The sequence below is a fragment of the Pseudomonas sp. LBUM1663 genome (assembly GCF_059695905.1).
Map to the genome: position 1 here is coordinate 2,090,935 of NZ_CP166792.1, position 22,008 is coordinate 2,112,942.

The 22,008-nt window shown below is 58.9% G+C and carries 23 protein-coding genes and 3 pseudogenes; 6 read left to right on the forward strand and 20 right to left on the reverse strand.

The genetic code is table 11. The features are described 5' to 3' along the window. Positions 1-98 precede the first annotated feature (98 nt). From sctU to sctW, 11 genes are all read right to left on the reverse strand, one after another. Complete coding sequence (sctU, locus tag ACA075_RS09470) at positions 99-1,190, reverse strand: type III secretion system export apparatus subunit SctU (RefSeq protein ID WP_497298233.1); 1,092 nt, start codon at positions 1,188-1,190, stop codon at positions 99-101. Between the two features lie 49 nt (positions 1,191-1,239). After that, complete coding sequence (gene sctT / locus ACA075_RS09475; protein ID WP_497298234.1) at positions 1,240-2,040, reverse strand: type III secretion system export apparatus subunit SctT; 801 nt, start codon at positions 2,038-2,040, stop codon at positions 1,240-1,242. A gap of 1 nt (position 2,041) precedes the next feature. Continuing rightward, positions 2,042-2,302 (reverse strand): type III secretion system export apparatus subunit SctS, encoded by a 261-nt coding sequence (sctS, locus tag ACA075_RS09480; RefSeq protein ID WP_427632303.1) that lies wholly within the window; start codon positions 2,300-2,302, stop codon positions 2,042-2,044. 7 nt (positions 2,303-2,309) lie between these two features. Next, a complete protein-coding gene (sctR, locus tag ACA075_RS09485; protein WP_497298235.1) occupies positions 2,310-2,963 on the reverse strand; it encodes a type III secretion system export apparatus subunit SctR in 654 nt (217 codons plus the stop codon). Then, positions 2,960-4,030, reverse strand: a complete 1,071-nt coding sequence (sctQ, locus tag ACA075_RS09490; protein WP_497298236.1) for a type III secretion system cytoplasmic ring protein SctQ — start codon at positions 4,028-4,030, stop codon at positions 2,960-2,962. Before sctQ ends, sctR begins: the two co-directional genes overlap by 4 nt. Before the next feature lies 1 nt (position 4,031). Beyond that, positions 4,032-4,496: a type III secretion system HrpP C-terminal domain-containing protein gene (locus ACA075_RS09495; protein ID WP_497298237.1), complete on the reverse strand. Its 465-nt coding sequence runs from the start codon at positions 4,494-4,496 to the stop codon at positions 4,032-4,034. A gap of 86 nt (positions 4,497-4,582) precedes the next feature. Then, a complete protein-coding gene (locus tag ACA075_RS09500; protein WP_497298238.1) occupies positions 4,583-5,047 on the reverse strand; it encodes a type III secretion protein in 465 nt (154 codons plus the stop codon). Then, on the reverse strand, positions 5,034-6,389 hold the full coding sequence (locus tag ACA075_RS09505) for a FliI/YscN family ATPase (protein ID WP_497298239.1): 1,356 nt from the start codon (positions 6,387-6,389) through the stop codon (positions 5,034-5,036). The genes ACA075_RS09500 and ACA075_RS09505 overlap by 14 nt, the downstream gene beginning before the upstream one ends. After that, positions 6,389-7,312 (reverse strand): FHA domain-containing protein, encoded by a 924-nt coding sequence (locus ACA075_RS09510; protein ID WP_497298240.1) that lies wholly within the window; start codon positions 7,310-7,312, stop codon positions 6,389-6,391. The genes ACA075_RS09505 and ACA075_RS09510 overlap by 1 nt, the downstream gene beginning before the upstream one ends. A 12-nt stretch (positions 7,313-7,324) precedes the next feature. Then, positions 7,325-9,418 (reverse strand): type III secretion system export apparatus subunit SctV, encoded by a 2,094-nt coding sequence (sctV, locus tag ACA075_RS09515; protein ID WP_497298241.1) that lies wholly within the window; start codon positions 9,416-9,418, stop codon positions 7,325-7,327. After that, positions 9,415-10,524: a type III secretion system gatekeeper subunit SctW gene (sctW, locus tag ACA075_RS09520; protein WP_497298242.1), complete on the reverse strand. Its 1,110-nt coding sequence runs from the start codon at positions 10,522-10,524 to the stop codon at positions 9,415-9,417. The genes sctV and sctW overlap by 4 nt, the downstream gene beginning before the upstream one ends. 262 nt (positions 10,525-10,786) lie before the next feature. Between sctW and ACA075_RS09525 the strand changes: the two genes are divergently transcribed. Beyond that, the gene (locus tag ACA075_RS09525) at positions 10,787-11,344 is read left to right on the forward strand and encodes an RNA polymerase sigma factor (RefSeq protein ID WP_497298244.1); all 558 of its coding nucleotides are present in this window, start codon (positions 10,787-10,789) and stop codon (positions 11,342-11,344) included. Then, entirely contained in the window at positions 11,341-11,886 is a 546-nt protein-coding gene (locus ACA075_RS09530) for a GNAT family N-acetyltransferase (protein WP_497298245.1), read from the forward strand. The genes ACA075_RS09525 and ACA075_RS09530 overlap by 4 nt, the downstream gene beginning before the upstream one ends. A 166-nt stretch (positions 11,887-12,052) precedes the next feature. Here ACA075_RS09530 and ACA075_RS09535 read toward each other — a convergent pair. Then, a pseudogene (locus ACA075_RS09535) lies at positions 12,053-12,163 on the reverse strand (sensory protein TspO); the annotation flags it as partial. A gap of 10 nt (positions 12,164-12,173) precedes the next feature. Continuing rightward, a complete protein-coding gene (locus ACA075_RS09540; RefSeq protein ID WP_497298246.1) occupies positions 12,174-12,521 on the reverse strand; it encodes a DUF6790 family protein in 348 nt (115 codons plus the stop codon). Positions 12,522-12,576: 55 nt separating this feature from the next. Here ACA075_RS09540 and ACA075_RS09545 point away from each other — a divergent pair, with 55 nt between their 5' ends. From ACA075_RS09545 to ACA075_RS09560, 4 genes and pseudogenes are all read left to right on the forward strand, one after another. Beyond that, positions 12,577-13,098: a hypothetical protein gene (locus tag ACA075_RS09545; RefSeq protein ID WP_497298247.1), complete on the forward strand. Its 522-nt coding sequence runs from the start codon at positions 12,577-12,579 to the stop codon at positions 13,096-13,098. After that, positions 13,095-13,487: a hypothetical protein gene (locus tag ACA075_RS09550; protein WP_497298248.1), complete on the forward strand. Its 393-nt coding sequence runs from the start codon at positions 13,095-13,097 to the stop codon at positions 13,485-13,487. Before ACA075_RS09545 ends, ACA075_RS09550 begins: the two co-directional genes overlap by 4 nt. A 129-nt stretch (positions 13,488-13,616) precedes the next feature. Beyond that, entirely contained in the window at positions 13,617-14,438 is an 822-nt protein-coding gene (locus ACA075_RS09555; RefSeq protein ID WP_497298249.1) for an AAA family ATPase, read from the forward strand. A 121-nt stretch (positions 14,439-14,559) separates the two neighbouring features. Beyond that, positions 14,560-14,748 (forward strand): annotated as a pseudogene (locus ACA075_RS09560) (IS5/IS1182 family transposase); the annotation flags it as partial. Positions 14,749-14,804: 56 nt separating this feature from the next. Here ACA075_RS09560 and ACA075_RS09565 read toward each other — a convergent pair. From ACA075_RS09565 to pcaF, 7 genes and pseudogenes are all read right to left on the reverse strand, one after another. After that, the gene (locus ACA075_RS09565) at positions 14,805-15,158 is read right to left on the reverse strand and encodes a cupin domain-containing protein (RefSeq protein WP_497298250.1); all 354 of its coding nucleotides are present in this window, start codon (positions 15,156-15,158) and stop codon (positions 14,805-14,807) included. A gap of 28 nt (positions 15,159-15,186) precedes the next feature. Further along, a pseudogene (locus tag ACA075_RS09570) lies at positions 15,187-15,507 on the reverse strand (aldehyde dehydrogenase family protein); the annotation flags it as partial. A 166-nt stretch (positions 15,508-15,673) separates the two neighbouring features. Beyond that, on the reverse strand, positions 15,674-16,723 hold the full coding sequence (locus ACA075_RS09575; protein ID WP_497298251.1) for an NAD(P)H-dependent flavin oxidoreductase: 1,050 nt from the start codon (positions 16,721-16,723) through the stop codon (positions 15,674-15,676). A gap of 99 nt (positions 16,724-16,822) precedes the next feature. Continuing rightward, positions 16,823-17,941, reverse strand: coding sequence for an acyl-CoA dehydrogenase family protein (locus tag ACA075_RS09580; protein ID WP_497298252.1), 1,119 nt, complete (start codon positions 17,939-17,941; stop codon positions 16,823-16,825). Positions 17,942-17,957: 16 nt separating this feature from the next. Then, positions 17,958-19,211, reverse strand: coding sequence for a CaiB/BaiF CoA transferase family protein (locus ACA075_RS09585; RefSeq protein ID WP_497298253.1), 1,254 nt, complete (start codon positions 19,209-19,211; stop codon positions 17,958-17,960). Beyond that, positions 19,208-20,443: an acyl-CoA dehydrogenase family protein gene (locus ACA075_RS09590; protein ID WP_497298254.1), complete on the reverse strand. Its 1,236-nt coding sequence runs from the start codon at positions 20,441-20,443 to the stop codon at positions 19,208-19,210. Before ACA075_RS09590 ends, ACA075_RS09585 begins: the two co-directional genes overlap by 4 nt. Before the next feature lie 339 nt (positions 20,444-20,782). Continuing rightward, positions 20,783-21,985, reverse strand: a complete 1,203-nt coding sequence (pcaF, locus tag ACA075_RS09595; protein ID WP_497298255.1) for a 3-oxoadipyl-CoA thiolase — start codon at positions 21,983-21,985, stop codon at positions 20,783-20,785. Positions 21,986-22,008: the final 23 nt, after the last annotated feature.

Sequence of the window (22,008 nt, forward strand, 5' to 3'; positions counted from 1 at the left end):
TCGACCATCAGGGCGAGCTCGTTGCACCCGCCTGAAACGTTAAGGAAAGAACCCTGCACGTTGAGTGGCAAGGCGCGTGGATTGGTTCCCAGCCCGGCTCAGTAAGGTGCCCCCGGTATTTCTATCAGCTCCTTGTTCGCGTGCTCATCGAGTTCGCGCAACAAGCGATAAACCTGTGCAACGGCTTGCAGCGTCTCACGCGGTATGAAACGACCGACGTCGGTGCGGTAGAGCGTGCGCGCCAGCCAGACGAAGCGGATCACCGGGACGCCGGCCTGCCGGGCGCGGTCGATCAGCTCACGGGCTTCGGCGTCCAGCCCCTTGCAGAGGATGCGCGGCAACGGCGTGATCTGCGGGCGGTAATACAGCGCCACCGCGAAGTGAGTCGGGTTGACCAGCAGCAGATCCGCTTCTTCGACGGGGGCCGACGCCGGTGTGCCGCTTGACGGTTGCTGGGTCAGTTCGAGCGCTAACGAGCGGCGATGCGACTTCATGTGCGGGTCGCCTTCCATCTGCTTGTATTCCTTGCGCACGTCTTCGTGGCTCATTCGCTGGCCCTTGAGGAAGAAGTATTTCTGCAGGGCGAAGTCGATCACGGCCAACACCAGCAGCACCCCCAGGCAGACGCGCGAGAGGTGGGTGAATAAGGCAATCATTGCGTGCCAGTAACGGTCCAGGTCGGTGTTGGCCAGTCCGATCAGATCCCCTAACGCAGGGGGTAACACCAGGTACAACACCACGCTGATCAGCACCGCTTTGCACACGCTGTTGAGCAGGTTGAACAGCTGGCGCGATGAAAACATCTGCTTGAATTGGTTCAGCGGGTTGAGCCGTTCGAAGTCCAGTTTCAGCGTTTCGGGCGCGAACAACAGGCCGAACTGAATCCAGCCGCCAATCAGTCGCATTACCACGGCAATGCCCAGCACCGGCAACATGAACAACAGCAAGTCCCATCCTGATTTGGTCAGCACCTCGCCGAGCCCTGCGCCAAAAGGCCGGTTCAGTTGGGTCAGGGGCAGGGCGACCAGCGCCTTGAGCCGGTCGATACCACCGTCGGCGAGGCCGAGAATCAGCTCCAGAAGCGCCGCAAAAATGAACAGCTTGGGCACGTCCTGGCTTTGCCCGACCTGGCCCTTCTTGCGTGCGTCCTCAAGTTTTTTGTGTGTGGGCTCTTCGGTTTTTTCGCTCACGGGCCAACCTCTGTGTGGGGATGTCGAGGGCAGTGATCAGGCTGATCCGTCAGGGCGCCGGTGTCAGCATCAGGGGCAGCAGATGCTTCAAATCGCTCAGTTGCGCCAGCTGGCCGCTGCCCAGCCAGCACAGCATCGGCAAATACAGCACTAGAAACAGCAGCCCCAGCAGACTCTTGGCTGGCATTGCCAACGTCGATACCTGCAATTGCGGGCTGTACAAACTCAGGATCGCCATCCCGAACTCGATCAGCAGCAACAGCCCCACCAGCGGCGCGGCGTACAACACCATGAAACGAAACATGCTGGCCACTAGCGCGAGGTAAACATTCAGGCCGTCAGCGGTGGGCATTGGCAGCCATTGGCTGGCTGGCCAGATCGCGTAGCTGTCCCAGATGATCTGGGTCAGGCTGGAATAACCGCCACCGAGAATCAGCAACAGAATCAGCAATTGCTTGAACATGTGCCCCAACTCGGAGGTGTTGTCGCCCAGTGCCGGGTTGATCTGCCCGCCAATCAGTGCGCCGCGCTGGTTATCAAACAGACAGCCCACTGACTCGAACATCCAGAAAGGCATGGCCAGCAGCAAACCAAGCAGCAGGCCGATGATGCTTTCCTTGAGCACCAGCCCGCCCAGCGCCAGCCAGTCGAGCGATTGGCCCGCCAGGCTGGCGCGGATGCCCGGCATCGGAATTAACGCCAGGGCCAGCACGATGGCGTTGCGCAGCATGCCTTTGATTTCGCGAAAGGCGAACGCCGGCACCAATAACAGGCACGGGTACAAACGCGCCATGCCCAGGGTCAGGGCGATGATCGATTGGGAGATTTCGGGGAAGGCCGCGGCGTACATTTCAGGCCCTCGTCTGCGCGATCATGCCGAATGCCAGCTGAGTCAGCTGGATCAGTTCGACACCGATCCATCGCCCGGTCAGCGCCAGTGCGATGCCCACCGCCACCAGTTTTATCGCGAAGGGCAGCGTCTGGTCCTGCAACTGCATGACCGCTTGCAACAGCGAGGTCAGCACACCCACGACCACCGCCACGATCAACGCCGGCGCCGACAGCACCACCACCAGTAACATGCCTTGCTTGAACAGGGTCAACGTATCCATGGAGCCCTCACAGGTAGCTGTAGAACAGCCCGTCGAGCAGCCGTGTCCAGCCGTCCACCAGCACAAAGAGCAAGATTTTCAAGGGTAGGGAAATGGTCATTGGCGCGACCATCTGCATGCCCAGTGCCAGCAGAATGTTGGACACGATCAGGTCGATGACGATGAAAGGCACGTAAATCAGGAAGCCGATCTGGAACCCGGCTTGCAGCTCCGAGAGCACGAAGGCGGGCACGATCAACAGCAAATCGTCACGGCTGGCCTTGGCCGACATCTCCGGGGGCCACATGCGTTGGGTGTTTTCGAGCAGGTGGGTCTGGATGTCCGGATTGACGTTGCGCGCCATGAACAGCCGCAACGGCTCCAGCACTTGCGTCGCCCCGGCCTGCATCGCCTCGAAGTTTTCCATGCGCTCGGGTAGTTGCTTGAAACGATGACCCATATCGCTGAACACCGGGGCCATGATGAACAGCGTTGCCGCCAGAGCAATCCCGTACAAGGCCATGTTAGGCGGCGCCTGTTGTACGCCGATGGCATTGCGCGTGATCAGCAACACCATGGAGATTTTCAGAAATGCGGTGCAAATCATCATCAACAGCGGCACCAGCGACAGGGCGCCGAGAAATAGCGCCAGCGTCAACGGGTCAACGTTTTGCAGGTTCACCGTAACGCTTCCAGCGCAGTGATTTGCAGGCCGAGACGTCCGTCAATGTTCACCAGCTCGCCGTTGGCCAGGACGCGTTCTCCCTGACACAGTTGCGCATGCCCCGGCGTGCATCCGACAAAGCTCAGCACCGAGCCCACGCCCAGCTGGCGCAATTGCCCGAGGCTCAATGTTAGGTGGCCGGCACGCAACGTCAGGTTCAGCGGCAAGTCGTCGAAACGATGGGGTGAGTCATCGTCAGGGGATGCCTGATCCTGATCCTGATCCTGATTGAAGGATTCAGGCTGCGACGTCAGCAGCGTCGATAGCTCACTGTCGTCGACGGAGAAAGTATCTGGCGAGGCATTCATGGGCAGGTCTTCCTGTTCGATAAGAGTGAAGCGCGTCGTGGCGCCCGGTATCAGGCGCAGGTGCAGGCGACAGGCGCCGACCTGCAAGCTGCCCAAGCCTTCGGGGGAAAACAGCGGTTGATCGGCCAGCACCACGTCGCCATGCCGCAACGACGCCAGTTGTGCGGTACTGAGCGGGCAGCGCCCGAGCACAAGGGGCAGGCGCAACGGCCAGTCAGCGAGGGGCGCCTGCAGCAAGGGCTGCCATTGCCCCTGATCCAGCAACTTCAGCAACACCTCTGACGCTATCCGCGCCTGGCTGAGGTGCCGGTGACCCTGGGCGGTTTTCAGCTCTATCAGGCAATCAAGGCCCCGGCCGGGCTTTGCTGCCACAGGACGCAAGGGGTTGAGCACCTGTTGTAATTCCGGTGCCAGGTATTGGTTGTACAGCGGCCAGTACCAGTCAGTGTCCGGCAGCTCAGTCAGTGGCTGCGCGATGATCGCCGGGCAACTGGAGAGTTGGCTGAGCAGAGCCTGCGCGTCGTCCAGCCACAACCGTCCGCAAGCGCAGTCCACGCCGTGCGCCGGCGGCGTGCTGAACGGCGCGGGGGCGAGGCGCAGGCTCAGCGTTGCGGGGTGTGGTTGAGTCAGCGCCAGGCTCAGCCCTGCACCCAAACGTTCACGGGCGTGCGCCTCTGCGTTGGACATCGACCGAAGTTGCAGGGCTTGGGCGCCCATCTCAATGCACCTCGCGATGCAGCGTGAGATTGACCAGGCGCCCCAGTTGCTTGCTCAGCCATGTCGCGCTGGCCTGCTGGTGTGCCAGGCAATGTTCCCAGGCGTTGTCCTCGGCAAAGCGCAGCGCGATGTCCAGGCCATCGCCACGCGGTACGACGCGCATCGCAATCCGCCCCATATTCGGCAGTTCCAGATGCACTTCGATCGGCCCGTCGTCCATCGCCGCGAGACGCTCTTCCAGACGCTGGAGCACGGTCTCCCACAACGCCGTGGTGCGATTGTTCGGCATCGCGCTGCCGCCGCCCGGCTGCCCTTGTCCCTGCTCTTGCCGGTCAGCGAAGCCGTCGTCGGAAAAATCCGCCAGGGTCGGCTGGCTGAAGCTGTCTGGCGGTGACAGCAACTGTTCGAAACTAGCGCTTTCATCGCACGTTTCATTGCGCCAGTCGCGGGAACGTTCATAGCGCACGGCCCCGGATCCAGCGCCGTCCTCGCTTCGCGCACGCGGGGGCTCGGTCGGGCGGACAGTCGGTTTGTGCAGCGGATGCCGCGGGTTCATGAAACCGCCCGCGACAGGTCGAGGAGGTAATCGAGTTTTTCCATGTCCCGTTGACGGCGGCGCAGTTGCTGCTGGCTTTCGTCAGTCCAGTGTTGCTGCTGCCGGCACTTCACCTGCAAGTTCTTGAGGTTTTGTTCGAAGCGCTCGATCTGTCGCAGCGCCTGTTGTTCGACGGCCAGCCATTCATTCATTTCATGAAGCGCCAGGCACCGGTTGAGGTGCTCGTCACGTTGCTGCTGGCGTGCCGCGCGTTGGCTGTCTTGCAGCTGCAGTAGTTGATCAGTCATCTCCGCCAGGCGCGAGCGCAGGGCAGTGAGCACACTGTAATGGCGTTGCCAGGTCTGTTCGGCCATGGTCAGCCGATGACGACGAATCGGTGCCAGCACGTCGAGGGTGGGTAACAGGTCGGTCAGTAACGGATCGTTGGCTGGAACCTGCGAGTCAGCATCAGAGTGGGACATCGGCAGTTACCTGTGAGAGGTGGTCGAGGGTTTCGTCGAAGGGCACCGGGTCATGCAACGATTGCTGCAAGAAGCCGTCTATCCGTGCGCGTGAATCCACGGCGCAATCGGTCAAAGGGTCGTTGCCCGGTTGGTACTCGCCGAGCTTGATCAACATTTCTACCTGCTGATAAGCCGCCATCAGTCGACGAAGCTGTGTGGCACTGTGTTTCTGTTCGGTTCCCACCACATTGCTCATTGTTCGGCTGAGACTGGCGAGGATGTCCACCGCCGGGTAGTGGCCGCGCTCGGCGAGTCGTCGTGACAGCACGATGTGGCCATCCAGCAAGGAGCGCACCTCGTCGGCCACCGGGTCGTTCATCGAGTCTTGCTCGATCAGCACCGAGTAAAGCGCGGTGATGACGCCTTGATTGGTGCGTCCGGCACGTTCCACCAAGCGTGGCAGCAAGCCGTAGACGGAGGGTGGCAAGCCTCCACGTCCTGCGGGTTCACCGCTGGCCAGGCCGATTTCGCGCTGTGCGCGGGCGAAACGAGTCAGGGAGTCGATGATCAGCAGGGTCGATTTGCCCTGCTGGCGAAAGCCTTCGGCAATGGCCGTCGCGGTGAAGGCGGCCCGGGCCCGCTCCATGCTGCTGCGGTCGGACGTGGCGCAGACCAGAACGGTGCGGCTGCGTAACTCGGCATCCAGTTCATAGTCCAGAAACTCCCTCAGCTCACGGCCGCGCTCGCCAATCAGGCCAAATACGATAGCGTGGCACGGGGTATTGCGAGCCAGCTCGGCGAGCAGGGTGGTTTTGCCGCAACCCGCGCCGGCGAAGATCCCCACGCGCTGGCCTTCGCCCAGCGTCAGCAGCCCGTCAATCGCGCGCAGCCCGGTGGTCAGCGGCGTGTCGATGCGAGGCCGCTCGGTGGCCATCGGGGCGTCGCGGATCACCGGTAATGCGCCCACCGTGCCGGCTGGCGCGAAGGCCTCGGGGCCTTCGCCGCTCAGCGCCCGGCCAAAGCCATCGAGGACAGTCCCGAGCAACTGGTCGCTCACCAGCAAACCATGGGGCTGGAACAGCGGTGTCACCCGCGCACCGATGGCGATCCCTTCAAGCGGGCCTAGCGCGGCGAGTAATGTGTGCTGACGATTAAAACCGACGATTTCAGCCATCACCTGGGTGTCATCGGTGCGCTGGACATGGCACAAATCGCCAATCCGCGCCAAGGGCATGCGACTGTGCAACAGGATGCCGTTGACGCCGGCAATGCGGCCGTGAATGTCCACCGGACGACAACCTTCCATGCGCCGTTGATGGTGTTGATGCCAATGGGCGAGGTTATCCAGATCGGCCTGCATTACCAGCTCACCTCAATGCGTTGATCACCTTCGAACACCACCCGGTGATCGGTGATATCCACTAATCGCACGCCGTCGACTTCATCGCCGAGAAACAGCCGGCGACCGTCACTGGTCAGCACGTTCGGCAGCCGCGTGTTGCTGATTTGCACGATGCTGAAGGGCAACAGAGGGGTGGCTTGGGGCAGGGCACTGAGTACCTGCATCGGGCTCTCGAATTGCTGTTCGAAACGCATCAGCATGCGTTCGGTGGATTGCAACAAATCGTCCTCTTCGAAGCGCCCATGAAGAAAGACTTTGCCCTGTTCGTCGACAATGTTGATGCGACTCTGTAGCTCGCGCTCCTTGAGCATTCGCTCCAGCACTTCGTGCACAGCGGCGGAGTCTTTGAGCACGGTGCGGCCCGGTGCGGGTTTGACGGCTGGCGGTTCCTGCCCTGTGAACGCCCAAAACAGTGCCCCCATAAAGATCAGCAGCGCGCCGAACATCAGCGTCGGGCCCAGCAGCGAGCGGCGTGCCGCTTGTGGCCGTGGCGTCGGCTTGTCGGTGACGGCAACGGGTTCCGCCGAGGATGCGGGCTTGGCGGGCGGTTCTTCGTCGTCCTGTTCCGACCACTCGGTGTTGGCACTGACCACCGACAACCACACACCATTGAGACCGAACGGCGTTCCTGGCTGCAACGTGACGATGGCATCGACCTTGTGCCCCTCGCTGTCGGTGACTGCGCCGTCCTTGCGAGCCAGCGACCACGTGCCCTCTACTCGCCGCAGCAGGCAGTGACGGCCCTTGATGCCGGGGTCGTACAACGCCAGATCGGCGCTGTTGGCTGAGCCGATTTCCCATTCGCCGCCGGTCAACGGCAGTGCCGCGCCACGGTGCAAGCCCGTGAGGACACGCAGTTCGTACATCATTTCGGGGTTCATTGTGCTGCTCCGTCAAGCCATCATGGCCTGCGCCTCTTCCAGATCGATTCGCCCCAGCACCAGCACCTGCACCGTGGAAAGCAGCTCGGCGAAGGACAACACCGGAACATGGTTGAACTCATCGTTGAGCAGGCCATGGAGCGGGCTGCGAAGGTCTTGGGCGACCAGCAACACCGGGGCTGGCTTGGCGCGCAACGGGAACGCGTTACGCAGTTGTTCCAGAAGGACACTGCCCACTTCGGGTTCGAGGGCGAAATAGGCTTCGTTCTGGGTTTGGCGCAGCGCATCACGCAGCAGCACTTCGGTTTCCGGAGTGACCAGCCACACGTTGAGCGCGCCGTGTTCGGCATGCTGATGGCAAATCTGTGCCTTTAACGCGATGCGCACGTAATCGGTAAGGGCGTTCAAATCGCGTTCGTGCTGGCCCTGTTCGATCAAAGTCTCGGCAATCGGGCGCACCGAGCGTAGCGATACCAGCTCCGCCGACAAGCGCTGCAACACTGCAGCGAACCGGGTCAAGGGCAGGGTGCGTTGCAGCTCTTGGGCCAGCTCCGGCTGTTCGGTTTCGAGCCATCCGAGGATTGCCTTGCTTTCCTGCAAACCGATAAATTGCGGGCCGGTCCGCTGAAAGGCCCGGCTCATGCGTTCAAGAATCAAGTCCTGGGCGCTGACAGGTTCGACGGTGCCGTCGCTGAGTATTGAGTGATCAAGGTCGAACCACACCCACTGGTCTTCGTTGCGCTCCGGCACTCCCGGAACACCACCGTCCACGGTGCTGACTTGACATTGGTCCACCGCCATCCGGGAGTTGCTGAACGTCGCCCGAACCAGTGGGACTTCATAGACGCAAAAACAGAACTCGTCTATCGCGCACTGCTCGTTGAAGTCCAGGTCGAAGGAGGGCAGCGTCAAGCCGAAATGGTGCACCAGCGTGTTACGCCGCTGACGAATGCCTTGCAGCAACTGGTCCAGCGGCGTGCTGCCCTTGTGGCTGGGGTGGAATTGCAACAGGTAAGCCCGCGACGGATTGAAGCGACGAATATCTTCGCGCCCGTTAAGCTCCGGGGCGCCGTTGCGCTCGGCACCGGCATTGTCCTGCGAGATCTGCTTCTGGCGGATACGCCACAGTTGAATCAAGCCACTGAACAGACACACCATGCTGATGCTGATAAACACCAGGCTCGGCATCCCGGGTATCGCGGCGAACCCGAGCATGCCGATCGAAGAAAATACCCAGGCCTTGGGTTGGCTGGTCAATTGCTCCGCGATTTCATGGCCGATGTTCGCATCGGCAGCGTTACTGTCCGGGGCGACGCGGGTGATGATCATGCCGGCGGTGAGGGAAATCAGCAACGCCGGTATCTGTGCGATCAAGCCATCGCCGATGGTCAATACCGAGTACAGGTGCATCGCGTCTGCCGGTTCCATGTCGTTTTGCAGAACACCGATCGAGAAGCCACCGATCAAGTTGATGAAAACGATCACCAGGCCCGCGATGGCGTCCCCCTTTACGAATTTCATCGCGCCGTCCATGGCGCCGAACAGTTGGCTTTCCTTGGACAACTGCTCGCGTCGCTGACGCGCTTCGCGAACGTTGATCAGGTTTGCCCGCAAGTCGCTGTCGATAGACATTTGCTTGCCAGGCATCGCATCAAGCGTGAACCGTGCGGCCACTTCAGCGACGCGCTCCGACCCTTTGGTTATGACCAGGAAGTTGACGATGGTGAGAATCAGAAAGATCACCAGCCCGACAGCGAGGTTGCCGCCAACAACGAAACTGCCGAAGGCCTCGACGATATGCCCGGCGTCTTGCTGAATAAGGATCAGGCGTGTGGTGGCGATCGACAGTGACAGACGAAACATGGTGGTCAGCAGCAACACTGCCGGGAATGTCGAGAACGCCAACGGCCGTGGCAAATACATCGCCAACACGATCAGCAGCGAAGAAATACAGATATTCAATGCGATCAGCACATCCACCAGGGCGGTGGGCAGCGGCAGAATCATCATGAACACAATGGCCATGACCATCATTGCGCCGACAATCTCTGTGCGACGCATAACGGCGAGCGCCAGCGCGTTAAGCATATGAATTAGCCGATTCATAGCGGGCCCCGATGCGGCTCGGTCTGACCCATGGACTGACGTTCCTGGCGTGCCAACTCATCCATCAGGTTTTGCAACAGGCGCATGCCGTTCTGGCGGGTTTTCAAGTCCTTCCATAACACCAGCGGCAGATTTCTCAACAGCGGATGGAAGGCGTTGAGAAACAGTGGATGCAGGTTGGGGTCGTTGCCGACCGCTTCATCGGTGAGTAGCGTCAGGTCTCGTGCAAAAAAGCCATTGGCACAAAAGCGCAGCACCCGCTTGCTCATGACCAGGGTCGTCAGATTGCCGTTCGAAGAACTCGATTTCAGACGATCGAGCAGCGTGTTGCAGGTTCTCAGCAGGTTACTCAGCTGACCGCACGAACCCAGGCCACGAAGCATAGAGCCCAGCACGGCGCCCGGCAACGAAGGCGAAAGTGCAGCAAGATCATCCGCCAGCGCACGCTGCAACGTGCGCAATCCTCGGGCGAAGTATTCTTCACTGAAGCGCTCAAGCAGTGCCTCCAGCAAACTTGCCAAGGGTTGTTGGCCGACGATCGCCTTGTAGTAGAGCTGGCGCATCAAGGCACGCTGTTGCGGGTCCTGGCTGAAAAGCGCAATCGCACTGGCGGTGTTGAACCCGGCGCGAATTTTGTCGCCGTGTACCTGGCGCAACTCGTCGATCAGGGTGCGCGTGGTGTCGACTTCGCTGTCGCGGCCTTCGGCGGTGGACAGCCGCAGGGCTTGCTGGAGCAGGATGTCGGTGCGCGCCGGGTCGTTATCACCCAGGCTCAGCGCGACCTGCAACGATGGCTCCTGTTGCAGTTGCCTTTGCATGCGCTGGGCTTGCTGTTCGAGATTGGGGCGGTCGCCTTGTTCAAGCAGGCGATAGAGTTCAACCAGTTTCTCGACCCGCTCAACCCGTTGTCCGCGGCCGCTTTCGCTGACGTTACGTTCGTCCAGGCTTTTGCTTTGGCGCTCTACGCTTTCACTGAACTTGAGCGCGACTTCCTCCATTGAGTCGATCAATGGGTTCTTCGCTATCGCCGATGCGGCGTCTGAGCCGATCACTGGGCGAGGAATCAGGTCCAGCGGCACCACATCGTTGTAGTTATTGATTTTCATGAAAACGCGCTATCCACCGCTGTGCAGGTGACAGTTGAGTGGCGTTTCACGGATGTCAGTTCCATCGTCGATTGTGCCGAGGAAGGCTGTGCAAGAAATGGCACTGGTTTTTCTCGGAAAGTGCAAGAACCTGCAAAAAACTCTGCTATCAATAAAATAAAACGATTAAAAACAACACGTTAAACATACTTCTGGATTGGTACATTCGATGCTCTCTCTACCTCGCCATTGTCGGCATTGCGTGAGTGAGGGGGCTGAAAATATGGAACTGACTACTTCCCGGACAGAGTCGAAAGTTATTGGGATCTTCAAACTGGACCTCGCAAGACTGGCCCGTAGCAGCGAGAAAAAGCTGAGGTGTTTCATCAAGAAGCGAGTATTCAATCGAGCGGATGTCGACGACTTGATGCAAATGACTTACCTCGAAGCCTGGCGTAACAAACACAAGTTTCTGGGCGCCTCAAAACCCGAAACCTGGCTCTTCGGCATCGCTTCCAACCTCATCAGTAATCACTTCAAGAACTTCTATAGCCGGCCTCACTGCGGGACGCTGGAAGACTCGGGCATCGAAAGCTTGCAGCAAGGACATGATCCGAGCCAGATCAGTGACCATCAGCGGGTGTTAATCCGCACGCTGGAAGCAATGGACCGATTGTCTGTGGATATGCGTGCGGTGATCGACCTGGTGGTGGATTCGGACATCAGCTATCAAGATGCGGCGCTGCAACTTGGGGTGCCCATCGGCACCGTACGGTCGCGTCTGGCGCGTGCCCGTGGTCAGCTGAAAACAAGTGTCTACGCGGGGAGGGCGGGAATATGAATGCTTTTATCGGGCGCATGCCTTCATCCTTGCCACGGGGTATTCGTGACTCATGCGACGCTGATTTGCCGATGATGATGCAGATATTCAACGAAACGGCTAATACAGGTGTGAACTCCCCGGTCACGCGGCCAATGACCCTGGAAGAAGTGACGTTCTACGTCAACTTGTACAAGCGAGATGGACTGCCGGTCTATGTGCTTGAGCGGGGCGGGGAGGTTGTTGGCTGGTTGTCTATCAACCGATTCAGTTGGGGCACACAGGCATGTCGCAACACTGGAGAAACCGCCATTTATGTACGCGCGGATCATCATGGCAGCGGGATCGGTGTACGGCTGGGTCATGCGACGGTATTGCTCGGTCGCCAGTTTGGGCTTGAAACGCTCGTTGCCTGGATCATGGCTGCCAACGTACCGAGTCAGCACATCGTAGAATCGATCGGCGCAACGCTGTGGGCACGGCTACCCAATATCGCGCGCTTTGGGGAGGAAACAGCTGACGTGCTGCTTTTCGGTTTGCCGTTGTACGAGCAGAAATGTTGATCGCTACCAGGCGCTAAGGGTGCCTGCAGAGTTGATGCGTTTTCAGGTGATGCGGGGTTTTGACCGAAACCCCTTATCACCTGCGTCATGCGGGTGTAATGCATGCTGCTGATCAGAGCTTTTAGGCTATGCACTGGCCTCGAGCCCTTGCGCCATTTCTCGTTCTCCACAGGGCCAAGGCGCTTAGGTGTCTAGGTATCAGGCTCAGCCGGCACCCGGCCCAGGCGAGCAACAGATAGATGATCGGCCAGGCGACTGGAATCAGCCAGTCGGGGGGGGGAGCCAGGTTAACGAGCGATTTCGCGCCGCCCCTTACGGGCCATAAACAGCAGCAACGGCAGCAAAAATACGTGGACGATCGTCAGTATTAGCAGAACCCCTGCGTTTCCCGGGGCATGGTTGCCTGCGCTGAGGGTCTGCTGGAAATGCCCAACGACCAGGCCCGCGAACTCCAGGGTCACTAACAAAACCACCGCAGACTTGAAAGCCAGCGAGCGCCAAAAAGCCACGATGGCCACGATACCCAACGCAATGTCTGATACGCCCATTTCGAACTGGAATGGACTGACCTCCCAACCGATGAATGCGGCTGCGGTTTGCGGCGATAGAGTGTGGTAAAGGCCGGCCCCACTCACAAGGTCGACATCACATCCTGATTGCGGGCGGCATCATGCAGGTAAAGTATACGAATTGGCGGGCGATGAGAGCTCCGCGATCGGCGTTCCTTTCGATACGGCTGTAAGGCAGTTTCTTGATGTGCGATCAGCTGCGATAAGAAAAGATGGCGTCTATTTCTACGGACGGAAATATAGGTCCCGTTCTTTGGAAGAAACGGGAGTGTTTGACCTGGTAGCTCGGCAAGGGGTTATCAACACTTCAGCATATGTTCTGGTCATGTGCGTTCTCCACATATGGATAGAAGTTAAAGGGATTTTGTATGAGTTAGATTTTGTGAGATCAGCGCGTACGTCGCTGGGCACCATCGATATCTCACTACGCCAACTGCAGGAAATTGACCAGATGCGCCGAGACGCCGCTGCTGATCTTCGAGAAGAGCGGCTTGCCCATGATCAACATTTCGAAGATAGATTCAAACTGAACACAGGCGAGGATTGGGACGCTGGTGAGCGGAAAATAGGACGGCCCTCGAAAGGCGGCGCTGCACTGCGCGACACTGCCGATTACAATCGCTTCAGAGGTGCAACGAAATGAACAAAACCATCGAATCTCGTTTCGACGGTTATATGGACATTGAAAGCATCCGTAAACGAGTTGTCGTGCGACCAGAGCCTGTGCCGGATTTGGAGACGCTTCACCTCTCGGTCGGCGCTCATCTCCTCGCTGAGAGGCTGATGGAGATGTACCTCCCTAACGAATTCTCTCTCAACTTTATTCATGAAATGACCGGTTTGGCGTATCTGCACCACCTCAAAGTGTTCAGCAGTGAGGCTGGGTACGCTGCCAGAATCTTCAAACCTCCAGAGGTGGAGGTTTCACCGATCTGCCTTACAGGCCTGGCGGGGGTTGGTAAGAGCCAGACGATTGCTGCTCTGTGGAGGGCTCTGCGTCCACCGGTAGAGCTCACTTGTGACCTATACTAGGGCACCGTCGAGCTGACCTCCCTGTGGTATGCGAGCGCCCGCGGCAAAGCGGGTGGTAAGCAGCTTCTCCTAGATTTCGTTCATGGTAGCGGCCACGACGGTCGAGGTGGCAATCTGAAGAAACTGCTCGTGGAGTGCCGCCGGCTGGCCAACCGGGACGGCGTCACGCTGGTCGTTCTGGATGAAACCCAGCACATCAACACCGGTGAGGGCGCGTCTAAAGTGACCGACATCCTGCTGACGATGGCAGTCATCGGGCCCCCGATGATCTTTGTGTCCAACTACAGCCTCGTGCATAAGCTGCTTCGTCGTAACAGTGAAGACAAGCAGAGGCTGCTTTCCGAGCCACGGATCATGCTGCCCGATGATCCCAAGAGTCAGGATTGGGCTGACTATGTGGACGAGTGCGTGAGGGGCGGCGGCCGTGTCAAAGCAGAAAAAGATGAATTTGCGACTGAGCTTTACCGCTCCACCTTCGGTATCAAGCGGCTCGCTGTGCAGTTGTTGAAGCTTGCTTACATCGAATGTCGTGCTGCCGGCAGAAATCGGATAGAAGTCGAAGACCTGCACAAGGCCTGCCGGTCCAGCGCTTACACCAGCAACGCAAGGGATGTCGAAGACCTGCAGCTGGAGGCAATCAACAAAGGATCCAGCAGAACGAGCTTGGACCTGCGTTGCCCGTTCGACTTACCCGTTGAGTTCAAGTCGAACGTGGTGAGCTTCACCCGGGCAGATCGTGACCAGCGTGTGCAGGCGAGGGTTTTTGATTCGTCGGCTACCGAGGTGGAGCGCTCAGTGCTAAAGCATATCGCCTTGCCAGAGGAGAAAACCCCAGCCAAATCCGCCCGGCGTGCGTCTGTCCCAAAGGCGACCGACGAGGAGTTAATGCGATCCATCCTTCAGTACATGGAGTCGCCGTCGCTGTCATCCATCCCCAAAAAGCCAAAGTGAATGACCATAAGGGATCTGATCTACGACGTCAGAAAAAGAACCTCCAACGAAATGTACGTCAAATCCTTTGTCTGACAACTCGTGAAACTTTGTTCAATAAGCACTTGAGCCATGGTGCCCCTTGGCGCAGGTCAAAGCCGAACCCCTCCACGACAAGATCGCGACCTTGAAAACTAAGCTGCAGGAACTCAAGGAAATCGAGGTTCAGCTCAACGAAACACCGGATAAACAGATCTCCCTGACCGATCCGGATGCCCGTTCAATGAAGACCCGGGGCACCGGAATGGTCGGCTACAACGTGCAGGCGGCGGGCTTACCGTAGCCGAGAACGGCGATCAAATGGGCCTAACTACTGGCACCTATTCACTATTCAAAACAGACATAAACTTTACGGCAAGGCTCGACCACCTCCCAGATACCGCAGAATCCAGCGGGAATGACGAAGCGGTCACCGCTGCTTACGGTCTTGACGTTGCCGTTTTCGTCATAGATCAGACATGTACCGCTCAGAATTTCACAGTATTCGTGCTCGCTGAAGCTCACGCGCCAGCGGCCCACCTCGCTTTCCCAGACCCCGGCGTTGAATCGGCTGCAGGCACTGGCGTAGTGGTTGATGAACCAAGGCTTGGGGCTGCCACTGATCAAGTCTGCTGGTATGGGTTGGCTGGATTGTGCGGCTTGTTTGGGGTGGGCGAAATCGATGATGTGGGTGATAGACATGACTTTTCCAGATTGGGAGGGAGTTTCTTCAGAGCTTGACCCAGGTGGCTTTCAGCTCGGTGTACTTGTCGAAGATGTGCAGTGATTTGTCGCGGCCGTTTCCGGACTGCTGGACGCCGCCGAGCGGCGCAGTCGTAACTCTGTCGTCGTACTCGTTGAACCACGTGCTGCCAGTGCGCAGGGCCTTGCCCATCAGGTGGGCACGCAACCGCGTGCTGGTCCACTCCGCTGCGGCCCGGCCGCAGACGGTGTCGTTGGCGATGGCTTCAGCTATTTCCTCCTTATCGAAACCGGTCACCGACTTCACCTGGGCGAAAATCTCCTCCTTGGTGATGCGCGTTGCACTGTTTTCCTGAAATTTCCGCACCTGCCACCAGGTGATTTAGAAAGCCGGTTATTTGACCGGCTTTTTGGCTCTTGGAGGAATGCAGGACTTTCGGTCCCGTCTCAGTTCGCTTGCGATATAGGTGAGGGAAAACGCAAATTGCGCCACAAACAAACCTTTGCTTCAGTGCTCACGTACAGCCATTTGAATGAGCGCTATGACTACTGCTGAGGAACAAAGGTGAGTGATTTGGCATAGTCTTGGCCCGCTGTACGCGATCGAACAGCCAATTCAGGCGCCCCAGGCTGTCATTTGCCTCGGCCATGATTCGATCAATCAACTGTTGGCAGGTCGGGATATCGTTGACCAGACCAACTGCCTGCCCGCAGGACCAAATCGCATCGTCGAGACGTCCTTCGGAGTACACCAACGGATTACGGGTGCCACTGATCAATGGCAGCAACTCTTCGAGGCTGGCGCCTTCGCTTTCTTTCTGCAGGACCTTGAGGGCTATCTCGTTGCGTGCGACCCGCATAGGCGATTTGATCGATCGCTGAATGATGACAGTGTCATCTTCCGAGGCTTCGAGCATCCAGCTCTTTACCGCTTCGTGTGCAGGACATTCCTGGGTGGCTAGGAAACGGGTGCCCATGATTATCCCTTCAGCTCCCAGGCTGAGGGCAGCCAGTAAGCCCTGGCCGTCGACGAAGCCGCCCCCGGCGATTACTGGGATGCTGACGTTATCCACCGCGCGGCGCAGCATCACCAATGAGCCTACGTCAGACATGCCAGGATGGCCGCCGGTTTCCGCACCGACCACACTGATGGCATCGCAGCCGACACGTTCGGCCGTGCGGGCATAGGCGGCGCCAGGCACCTTGTGAATGATTTTGATCCCCGCATCCTTGATTTGCTGCATGTAAGGTTCGGGGCTGCGACCTGATGTTTCGAAAACCGGCACGCCTTCCTCGATGCAGATGGCAATATAGTCTTCGGGCTGAAAGGCGCGGGCGCTGGGGAATAGATTGATGTTCACGCCATAGGGTTTATCCGTCAGTTTGTTCAGCTTTTTCAGTTCGGCGCGGAATGAATCCTCATCCTCAAATGTCGCCGCCGTGATAATGCCTAGGCCCCCTGCGTTGGATACGGCTGCGGCCAGCTCCGCCCGACCGAGTCGGAACATTCCGCCGCAGATAATTGGATGATCTATACCCAATAGTTCTGTGAGTCGTGTTTTCATCTTGCTGTTACTCCATCGAAAAGGGTGGCGGGTTTACGGCTATTGCCAGATCCCGTCCAGGTCGGAGCGGTTTCCCGCACCTGGGCAAGTTGTCGAAAATCAGTGAGGAACCAGATGAGTCCACACCTTCTCCTGAGTTTCCCAGGGGTGACCCAGCAACAGCTGCAGGGCACGTGCGCGGCGGAAATAGAGCTGTACGTCCACTTCCAAGGTGAAGCCCATCCCGCCCCAGATCTGTTGCGCGGTGAAGGTGGCCTTTTTCCCGGCCTCGGCGACTTGGATACAGGTGCTGGCAATCAATCCCGGATTACCTTCAATGGAGGCTTCCTGATACAGCAAACGCGCGGCGGCCACTTCCATGGCGGCTTCGGCCAAGCGGTGCTGCACGGCCTGCAAGGTGCCGAGCGGCTTGCCAAAGGCAATGCGTTCTTTGGCGTAGGCTACGGCTGAGTCCAGGGCCTGGGCCGACAATCCTACGATGTATGCGCAAGTGGCCAATCGGAAACGCTCAAAGGCTAAGCTCAGCTCGTCCCAAGTCAATTCATCCAGGCCAATCAAGGTGGCCTCGCCAGCCGCTAGATCGGTCTCGCTGACGAGCGACCATGAAGAGTTCGCCATGTCCGGTAACGGCTGGCCTTGCCAGCCAGCTGAGGGGCGAGGCAGTAGTAACAGGGCTAATCCAGATGCCGTATTGACCGGTACCAGTAGTACATCGGCGTGGCTAAGGTGGTTAGCGATCAGCTGCGTTGCCTCGCCGGTTAAGGGCCAGAGTGGGCAATCTTGGCGCTCATTGGGCAGACCGCTCACTGGTACAGCGATGGCCGCACTGCGAGCGCCAGAAATCAGATCAGGCAGTAAGTCGCGTTGCTGTTCTGCGGTGGCGTGGCGGCTCAGCAGAGGGAGCACCATAGCCGCCAGTTCGGTGAACGGCAGGGGATAGGCCGCTCGGCCCAGTTGTTCGGCAATCAGGCAGATCGCCGGTAGACCAATTCTGGAGCTGTCCTCATCGATGAGCAATTCGAGCCAGCCCAGCTCAGCCAGCTTCGGCCAGGTTGCGCGTGCCGGTTGCCAGTTACCGGCTTCTGCGGCGCGGACAAGAGAAGCTGGGCACTCGTGCTGGACAAAGGCACGGGCATTATCGGTGATCATGGATTCTTCAAACTCTGACATCAGGGGCAGAGTGTCGATGTCAGTGCGGCATGCGTTTTCGTTAGTCATAACATGTTCCTCTGGCTCAAGAGTGGGTCAATGCCGCTGCAGGCTGGGGTGCCGGTCCAAGGCCGAGTTCGGCAAGAATTTCGGCCGAGTGCTCGCCCAGACGTGGCGGTGGCAAACGAACGCCACCCCCGCTCTCGACTCGAACTCCGGTGCCGATGCTGCGCACCTTGCCGTAGCCACTAAAGTTGAACTCGTATAGGTAGTCACTGCTGACTACTTGTGGGTCTTGCAGAACGTCGGTTGACATTTGCACCGGTGCACAGGGAATTTGATAGGCATCAATGGCTGTGAACCAATCCGCAGTGGCGCGGGTCGCGAAAATCGCCTCGGCCTGGATAACCAGTGCGCGTCTGGTTTGGTCTTCTTCTGCAGAAACCGGAAGTTTGTCGGGGTTGGCCCGCCAGTGGTCTTCGATATTCAGCAAGGAAAGCAGTATTTCCCGCTGTGGGACGTTCAGGCAGCCCACGGTAATAAAGCCGTCGAGGGTCTGGTAGGTCCGATAGTAAAGCTCGCGTGCTCCGGCAGAGGCGGACTGAGCAGCGGCCGCGCGCATTTTCTCAAGCGTGTTGCCCGCAGGTGCCTTATTGGGCAACTGCTCGATGGTGATCAGCTTTTGCCGCTGCAGGCCTAAAGCAGCTTCCATCAGCGAACTGTCGACCCGTTGACCGCGACCGCTGCGCGCTTGTTCGAACAAGGCACAGGTGATGCCGTAAGCGAGCTTGTCACCGGCGGTAAAGTCGACGATGGCTACGCCGGCATAGCGCTTGGGCACTGCGCCATCAGGGGCCGGGTTAGAGGCCAGGAGGCCGCTGATCGACTGGATGACCAGGTCATAGCCGCCTTTCTTGGCCATAGGACCTTTGGGGCCATAGGCGGAATTGGTGGCATAGATTAAGCGCGGGTAACGGCTGCGCAGGTCTTCATAACCCAGTCCTAGTCGCTCCGCCACGCCGGGGCGCCAGTTGTGCACCATCACGTCGGCAGTGGCCAGCAACTCTAGGGCCGCGTGCAGGCCGGCGGGATCCTTGAGGTCAAGGGCAATGGAGCGTTTGTTGCGGTTGAGCGACATGAAGCTGCGGCTCAGGTTGCTCGCAAAAGGGTCTTGATGACGCCATTGCTCGCCACTCAGGGGCTCGACTTTAATCACGTCGGCGCCCATGTCGCCCAGCAACATTGTGCAGTAAGGTCCGGCCACGTAGCTCGAGAAGTCGATTATGCGAATGCCTCTGAGCGGGCCGACGCTGATGTCATTCTGTGCAAGATTGTTCATTTTGGCAGTCCAAGACCACGTATGGCGATAACAGTTTTTTGGATTTCACTGCTCCCCCCGGCCAACGTCAGGGCCGGGCTGGCGCGATACAGAGAGGCGGCTAAACCTTGGTATGGAGCGAGCTCTGCGCCGTGTTCAAATTGGGCACGCGGGCCGATGATTTCCATGCTGGCATCGGCCACGGCCTGGTTGAGCAGGCCGACGCAGAGTTTGCCGAAGGAAAAATCGGCGCTCACTTCCTTACCGGCATCCAAATGGCGGGCTACTTGATAGCTGAACAGGCGTGCGACGTAGAGTCGGGAATACAGGGCGCCGATTTTTTCCCGGACCGATTCGATATCGGCGAGGCGACCACCATTGCGCGCGGTGCCTTCTTTTTGCGTGTAGGCCACCAACTCGTCGATCGAACGCCAGGCGGAACCGACTCGATCCATGGCCGAGCGCTCCAGGTCGAGGCTGCGCATGGATTGATGGAAGCCGCGATTGAGTTCGCCGATGAGATTAGCCGCCGGCACCCGCACCTCATCGAGAAACACTTCGTTGAGCAAACCGCCGCCTAGAGTGGGGAAGGTCTGCACGCGGATGCCAGGGGTTTTCATGTCGACAATGAAGGAGCTGATGCCGCGGTGCTTGGGCGCGTCGCTGTCGGTTCTGGCGGCCAAGTACATGTATTGCGCGACTTCGGCGCTGCTGGTCCAGATCTTGTGGCCTGAAACTACAAAGTGGTCACCGTCGCGCCGGGCGGTGGTTTTCAGCGAGCCGAAATCTGAGCCGGCGGTGGGCTCCGAGAAGCCTTGGCAGAAGGTGATTTCACCGCTGGCGATGCGCGGGAGGAATGCCTTTTTCTGCTCTTCGGTGCCGAGGAGCATCAAGGTATTGCCGAAAACCTTGACCGAGAGCAGGTAGCCACTTAACGGTGCCCGCGCGTAGCCTAGGGCCTCGTCGGCAATGAACGTGTCCAAATGGCGCAGGTTACGCCCGCCGTACTCCTTCGGCCAGTGAGCGCCGATCCAACCCGCTTGGCCGAGGCGCCGATAGAATTCCGGGGAGTCGCCATCGCTCATCGTTCCCTGGCGTTCGAGGCCTGCGGTGGTCTGCGGCAATGTTTCGCGACAGAAAGACAAGACCTCTTCTCTCAGCGCCTCGGATTCATCTTTCGTAGGTAATATCCGCATATCCAATATCCTCCAGGTCACACACGATGTGGCTGCTTTAGGCCAGGTTCGGTTCACAACTGAATCGCACCATTTAAATGAATGGTCATTCATTATTCGTGGAGGGGCAAACGAATTAGTTTCAGTCGGGGTGAATAAAATTAGGCCTCGAGACAGCGCGTTTTTCTGTTCAGGAAAACGTCTAGCGCGTCCTCGTCTTCGGGCGCGGCGGCACAGAAATGCTGCTCTGTTGAGGGTGGTTTTTTGGTTTGACCAGAACAGGACGGCTGGCTTGCGAGAGAGGAATGGTCAGCGAGCATCCTCACGCCGGTCCGCAACCCATTGGTCCCTGACCGGCGGCAAAACTCGCGGACCATTGCGTTGCCCGTTCAAAACGCCTGCGATTGCAGGCGTGACTCAGACCCGCTCGAGGATCAGGGCGATGCCCTGACCGACGCCGATGCACATGGTGCACAGGGCATAGCGCTGTTGGCGTAGCTCGAGCTCATGCAGGGCGGTGGTGATCAGCCGGGCGCCACTCATGCCCAAGGGGTGCCCTAAAGCAATGGCGCCGCCGTTAGGATTGACATGTTCGGCATCATCTTCCAAGCCGAGATCACGTAATACCGCCAGGGCTTGGGCGGCAAAGGCCTCGTTGAGCTCAATCACATCCATTTCCGCCAGTTGCAGGCCGGTTTGTGCCAGCACCTTGCGCACGGCCGGGGCAGGACCGAAGCCCATAAGCGCCGGTTCGACGCCCGCGCTGGCCATGCCGACGATCCTGGCGCGGGGCTTGAGGGCATAACGCTCGGCACTGGCGGCGTTGGCCAGGAGCAAGGCACAGGCGCCGTCATTGACGCCCGAAGCGTTGCCGGCGGTAACGCTGCCGTTAGCGCGAAACGGGGTAGGCAAGCGGGCGAGGTCATCCAAGGTGGTGGTACGAGGGTGTTCATCGGTGTCGAACAGGCGGGGTTCGCCTTTGCGCTGAGCGATGGCCACCGTCACTATCTCGCGGGCCAGGCGCCCGGAGGCAATCGCCTTGGCGGTACGCTGTTGGCTGCGCAAGGCAAAGGCGTCCTGATCGGCACGCGAAATGTTGAAGTGGCTGGCGACGTTCTCGGCGGTTTCCGGCATTGAGTCTACGCCGTACATTTGCCGCATGAGTGGGTTAACGAAGCGCCAGCCGATGGTGGTGTCGAACATTTCGGCGTTGCGGCTGAAGGCCGTTTCGGCCTTGCCCATGACGAAGGGCGCGCGCGACATAGACTCTACGCCGCCCGCAATGATCAACCCGGCTTCGCCCGCTTTAAGCGTACGAGCGGCTAAACCTACCGCGTCCATGCCGGAACCACACAGGCGATTGACCGTGGAGCCTGTTACGTTCAGCGGGAGCCCGGCTAGCAGCGCGGACATGCGGGCAATATTGCGATTGTCTTCGCCAGCCTGGTTAGCACAGCCAAAAATCACGTCATCCACGGCCGCCCAGTCCACCCCGGAATTACGCTGTATCAATGCCTTTAGTGGCAGTGCCCCGAGGTCATCGGCGCGTATCGAGGACAAGGAGCCGCCGTATCGACCAATGGGGGTCCGGATCGCATCACAGATAAAGGCATCTTGCATGTTGTCTACTCCAGATTATTGCA

Bases quoted from the DNA above. Each gene is read 5' to 3' on its own strand.
- ACA075_RS09575 (WP_497298251.1), bottom strand. From the start codon at position 16,723: ATGAAAACACGACTCACAGAACTATTGGGTATAGATCATCCAATTATC.
- sctS (WP_427632303.1), bottom strand. From the start codon at position 2,302: ATGGATACGTTGACCCTGTTCAAGCAAGGCATGTTACTGGTGGTGGTG.
- pcaF (WP_497298255.1), bottom strand. From the start codon at position 21,985: ATGCAAGATGCCTTTATCTGTGATGCGATCCGGACCCCCATTGGTCGA.
- ACA075_RS09505 (WP_497298239.1), bottom strand. From the start codon at position 6,389: ATGCAGGCCGATCTGGATAACCTCGCCCATTGGCATCAACACCATCAA.
- sctQ (WP_497298236.1), bottom strand. From the start codon at position 4,030: ATGGGCGCCCAAGCCCTGCAACTTCGGTCGATGTCCAACGCAGAGGCG.
- sctV (WP_497298241.1), bottom strand. From the start codon at position 9,418: ATGAATCGGCTAATTCATATGCTTAACGCGCTGGCGCTCGCCGTTATG.
- ACA075_RS09550 (WP_497298248.1), top strand. From the start codon at position 13,095: ATGAACAAAACCATCGAATCTCGTTTCGACGGTTATATGGACATTGAA.
- ACA075_RS09510 (WP_497298240.1), bottom strand. From the start codon at position 7,312: ATGAACCCCGAAATGATGTACGAACTGCGTGTCCTCACGGGCTTGCAC.
- ACA075_RS09565 (WP_497298250.1), bottom strand. From the start codon at position 15,158: ATGTCTATCACCCACATCATCGATTTCGCCCACCCCAAACAAGCCGCA.
- sctT (WP_497298234.1), bottom strand. From the start codon at position 2,040: ATGTACGCCGCGGCCTTCCCCGAAATCTCCCAATCGATCATCGCCCTG.
- ACA075_RS09585 (WP_497298253.1), bottom strand. From the start codon at position 19,211: ATGAACAATCTTGCACAGAATGACATCAGCGTCGGCCCGCTCAGAGGC.
- sctW (WP_497298242.1), bottom strand. From the start codon at position 10,524: ATGAAAATCAATAACTACAACGATGTGGTGCCGCTGGACCTGATTCCT.
- ACA075_RS09580 (WP_497298252.1), bottom strand. From the start codon at position 17,941: ATGACTAACGAAAACGCATGCCGCACTGACATCGACACTCTGCCCCTG.
- ACA075_RS09525 (WP_497298244.1), top strand. From the start codon at position 10,787: ATGGAACTGACTACTTCCCGGACAGAGTCGAAAGTTATTGGGATCTTC.
- ACA075_RS09500 (WP_497298238.1), bottom strand. From the start codon at position 5,047: ATGTCCCACTCTGATGCTGACTCGCAGGTTCCAGCCAACGATCCGTTA.
- ACA075_RS09530 (WP_497298245.1), top strand. From the start codon at position 11,341: ATGAATGCTTTTATCGGGCGCATGCCTTCATCCTTGCCACGGGGTATT.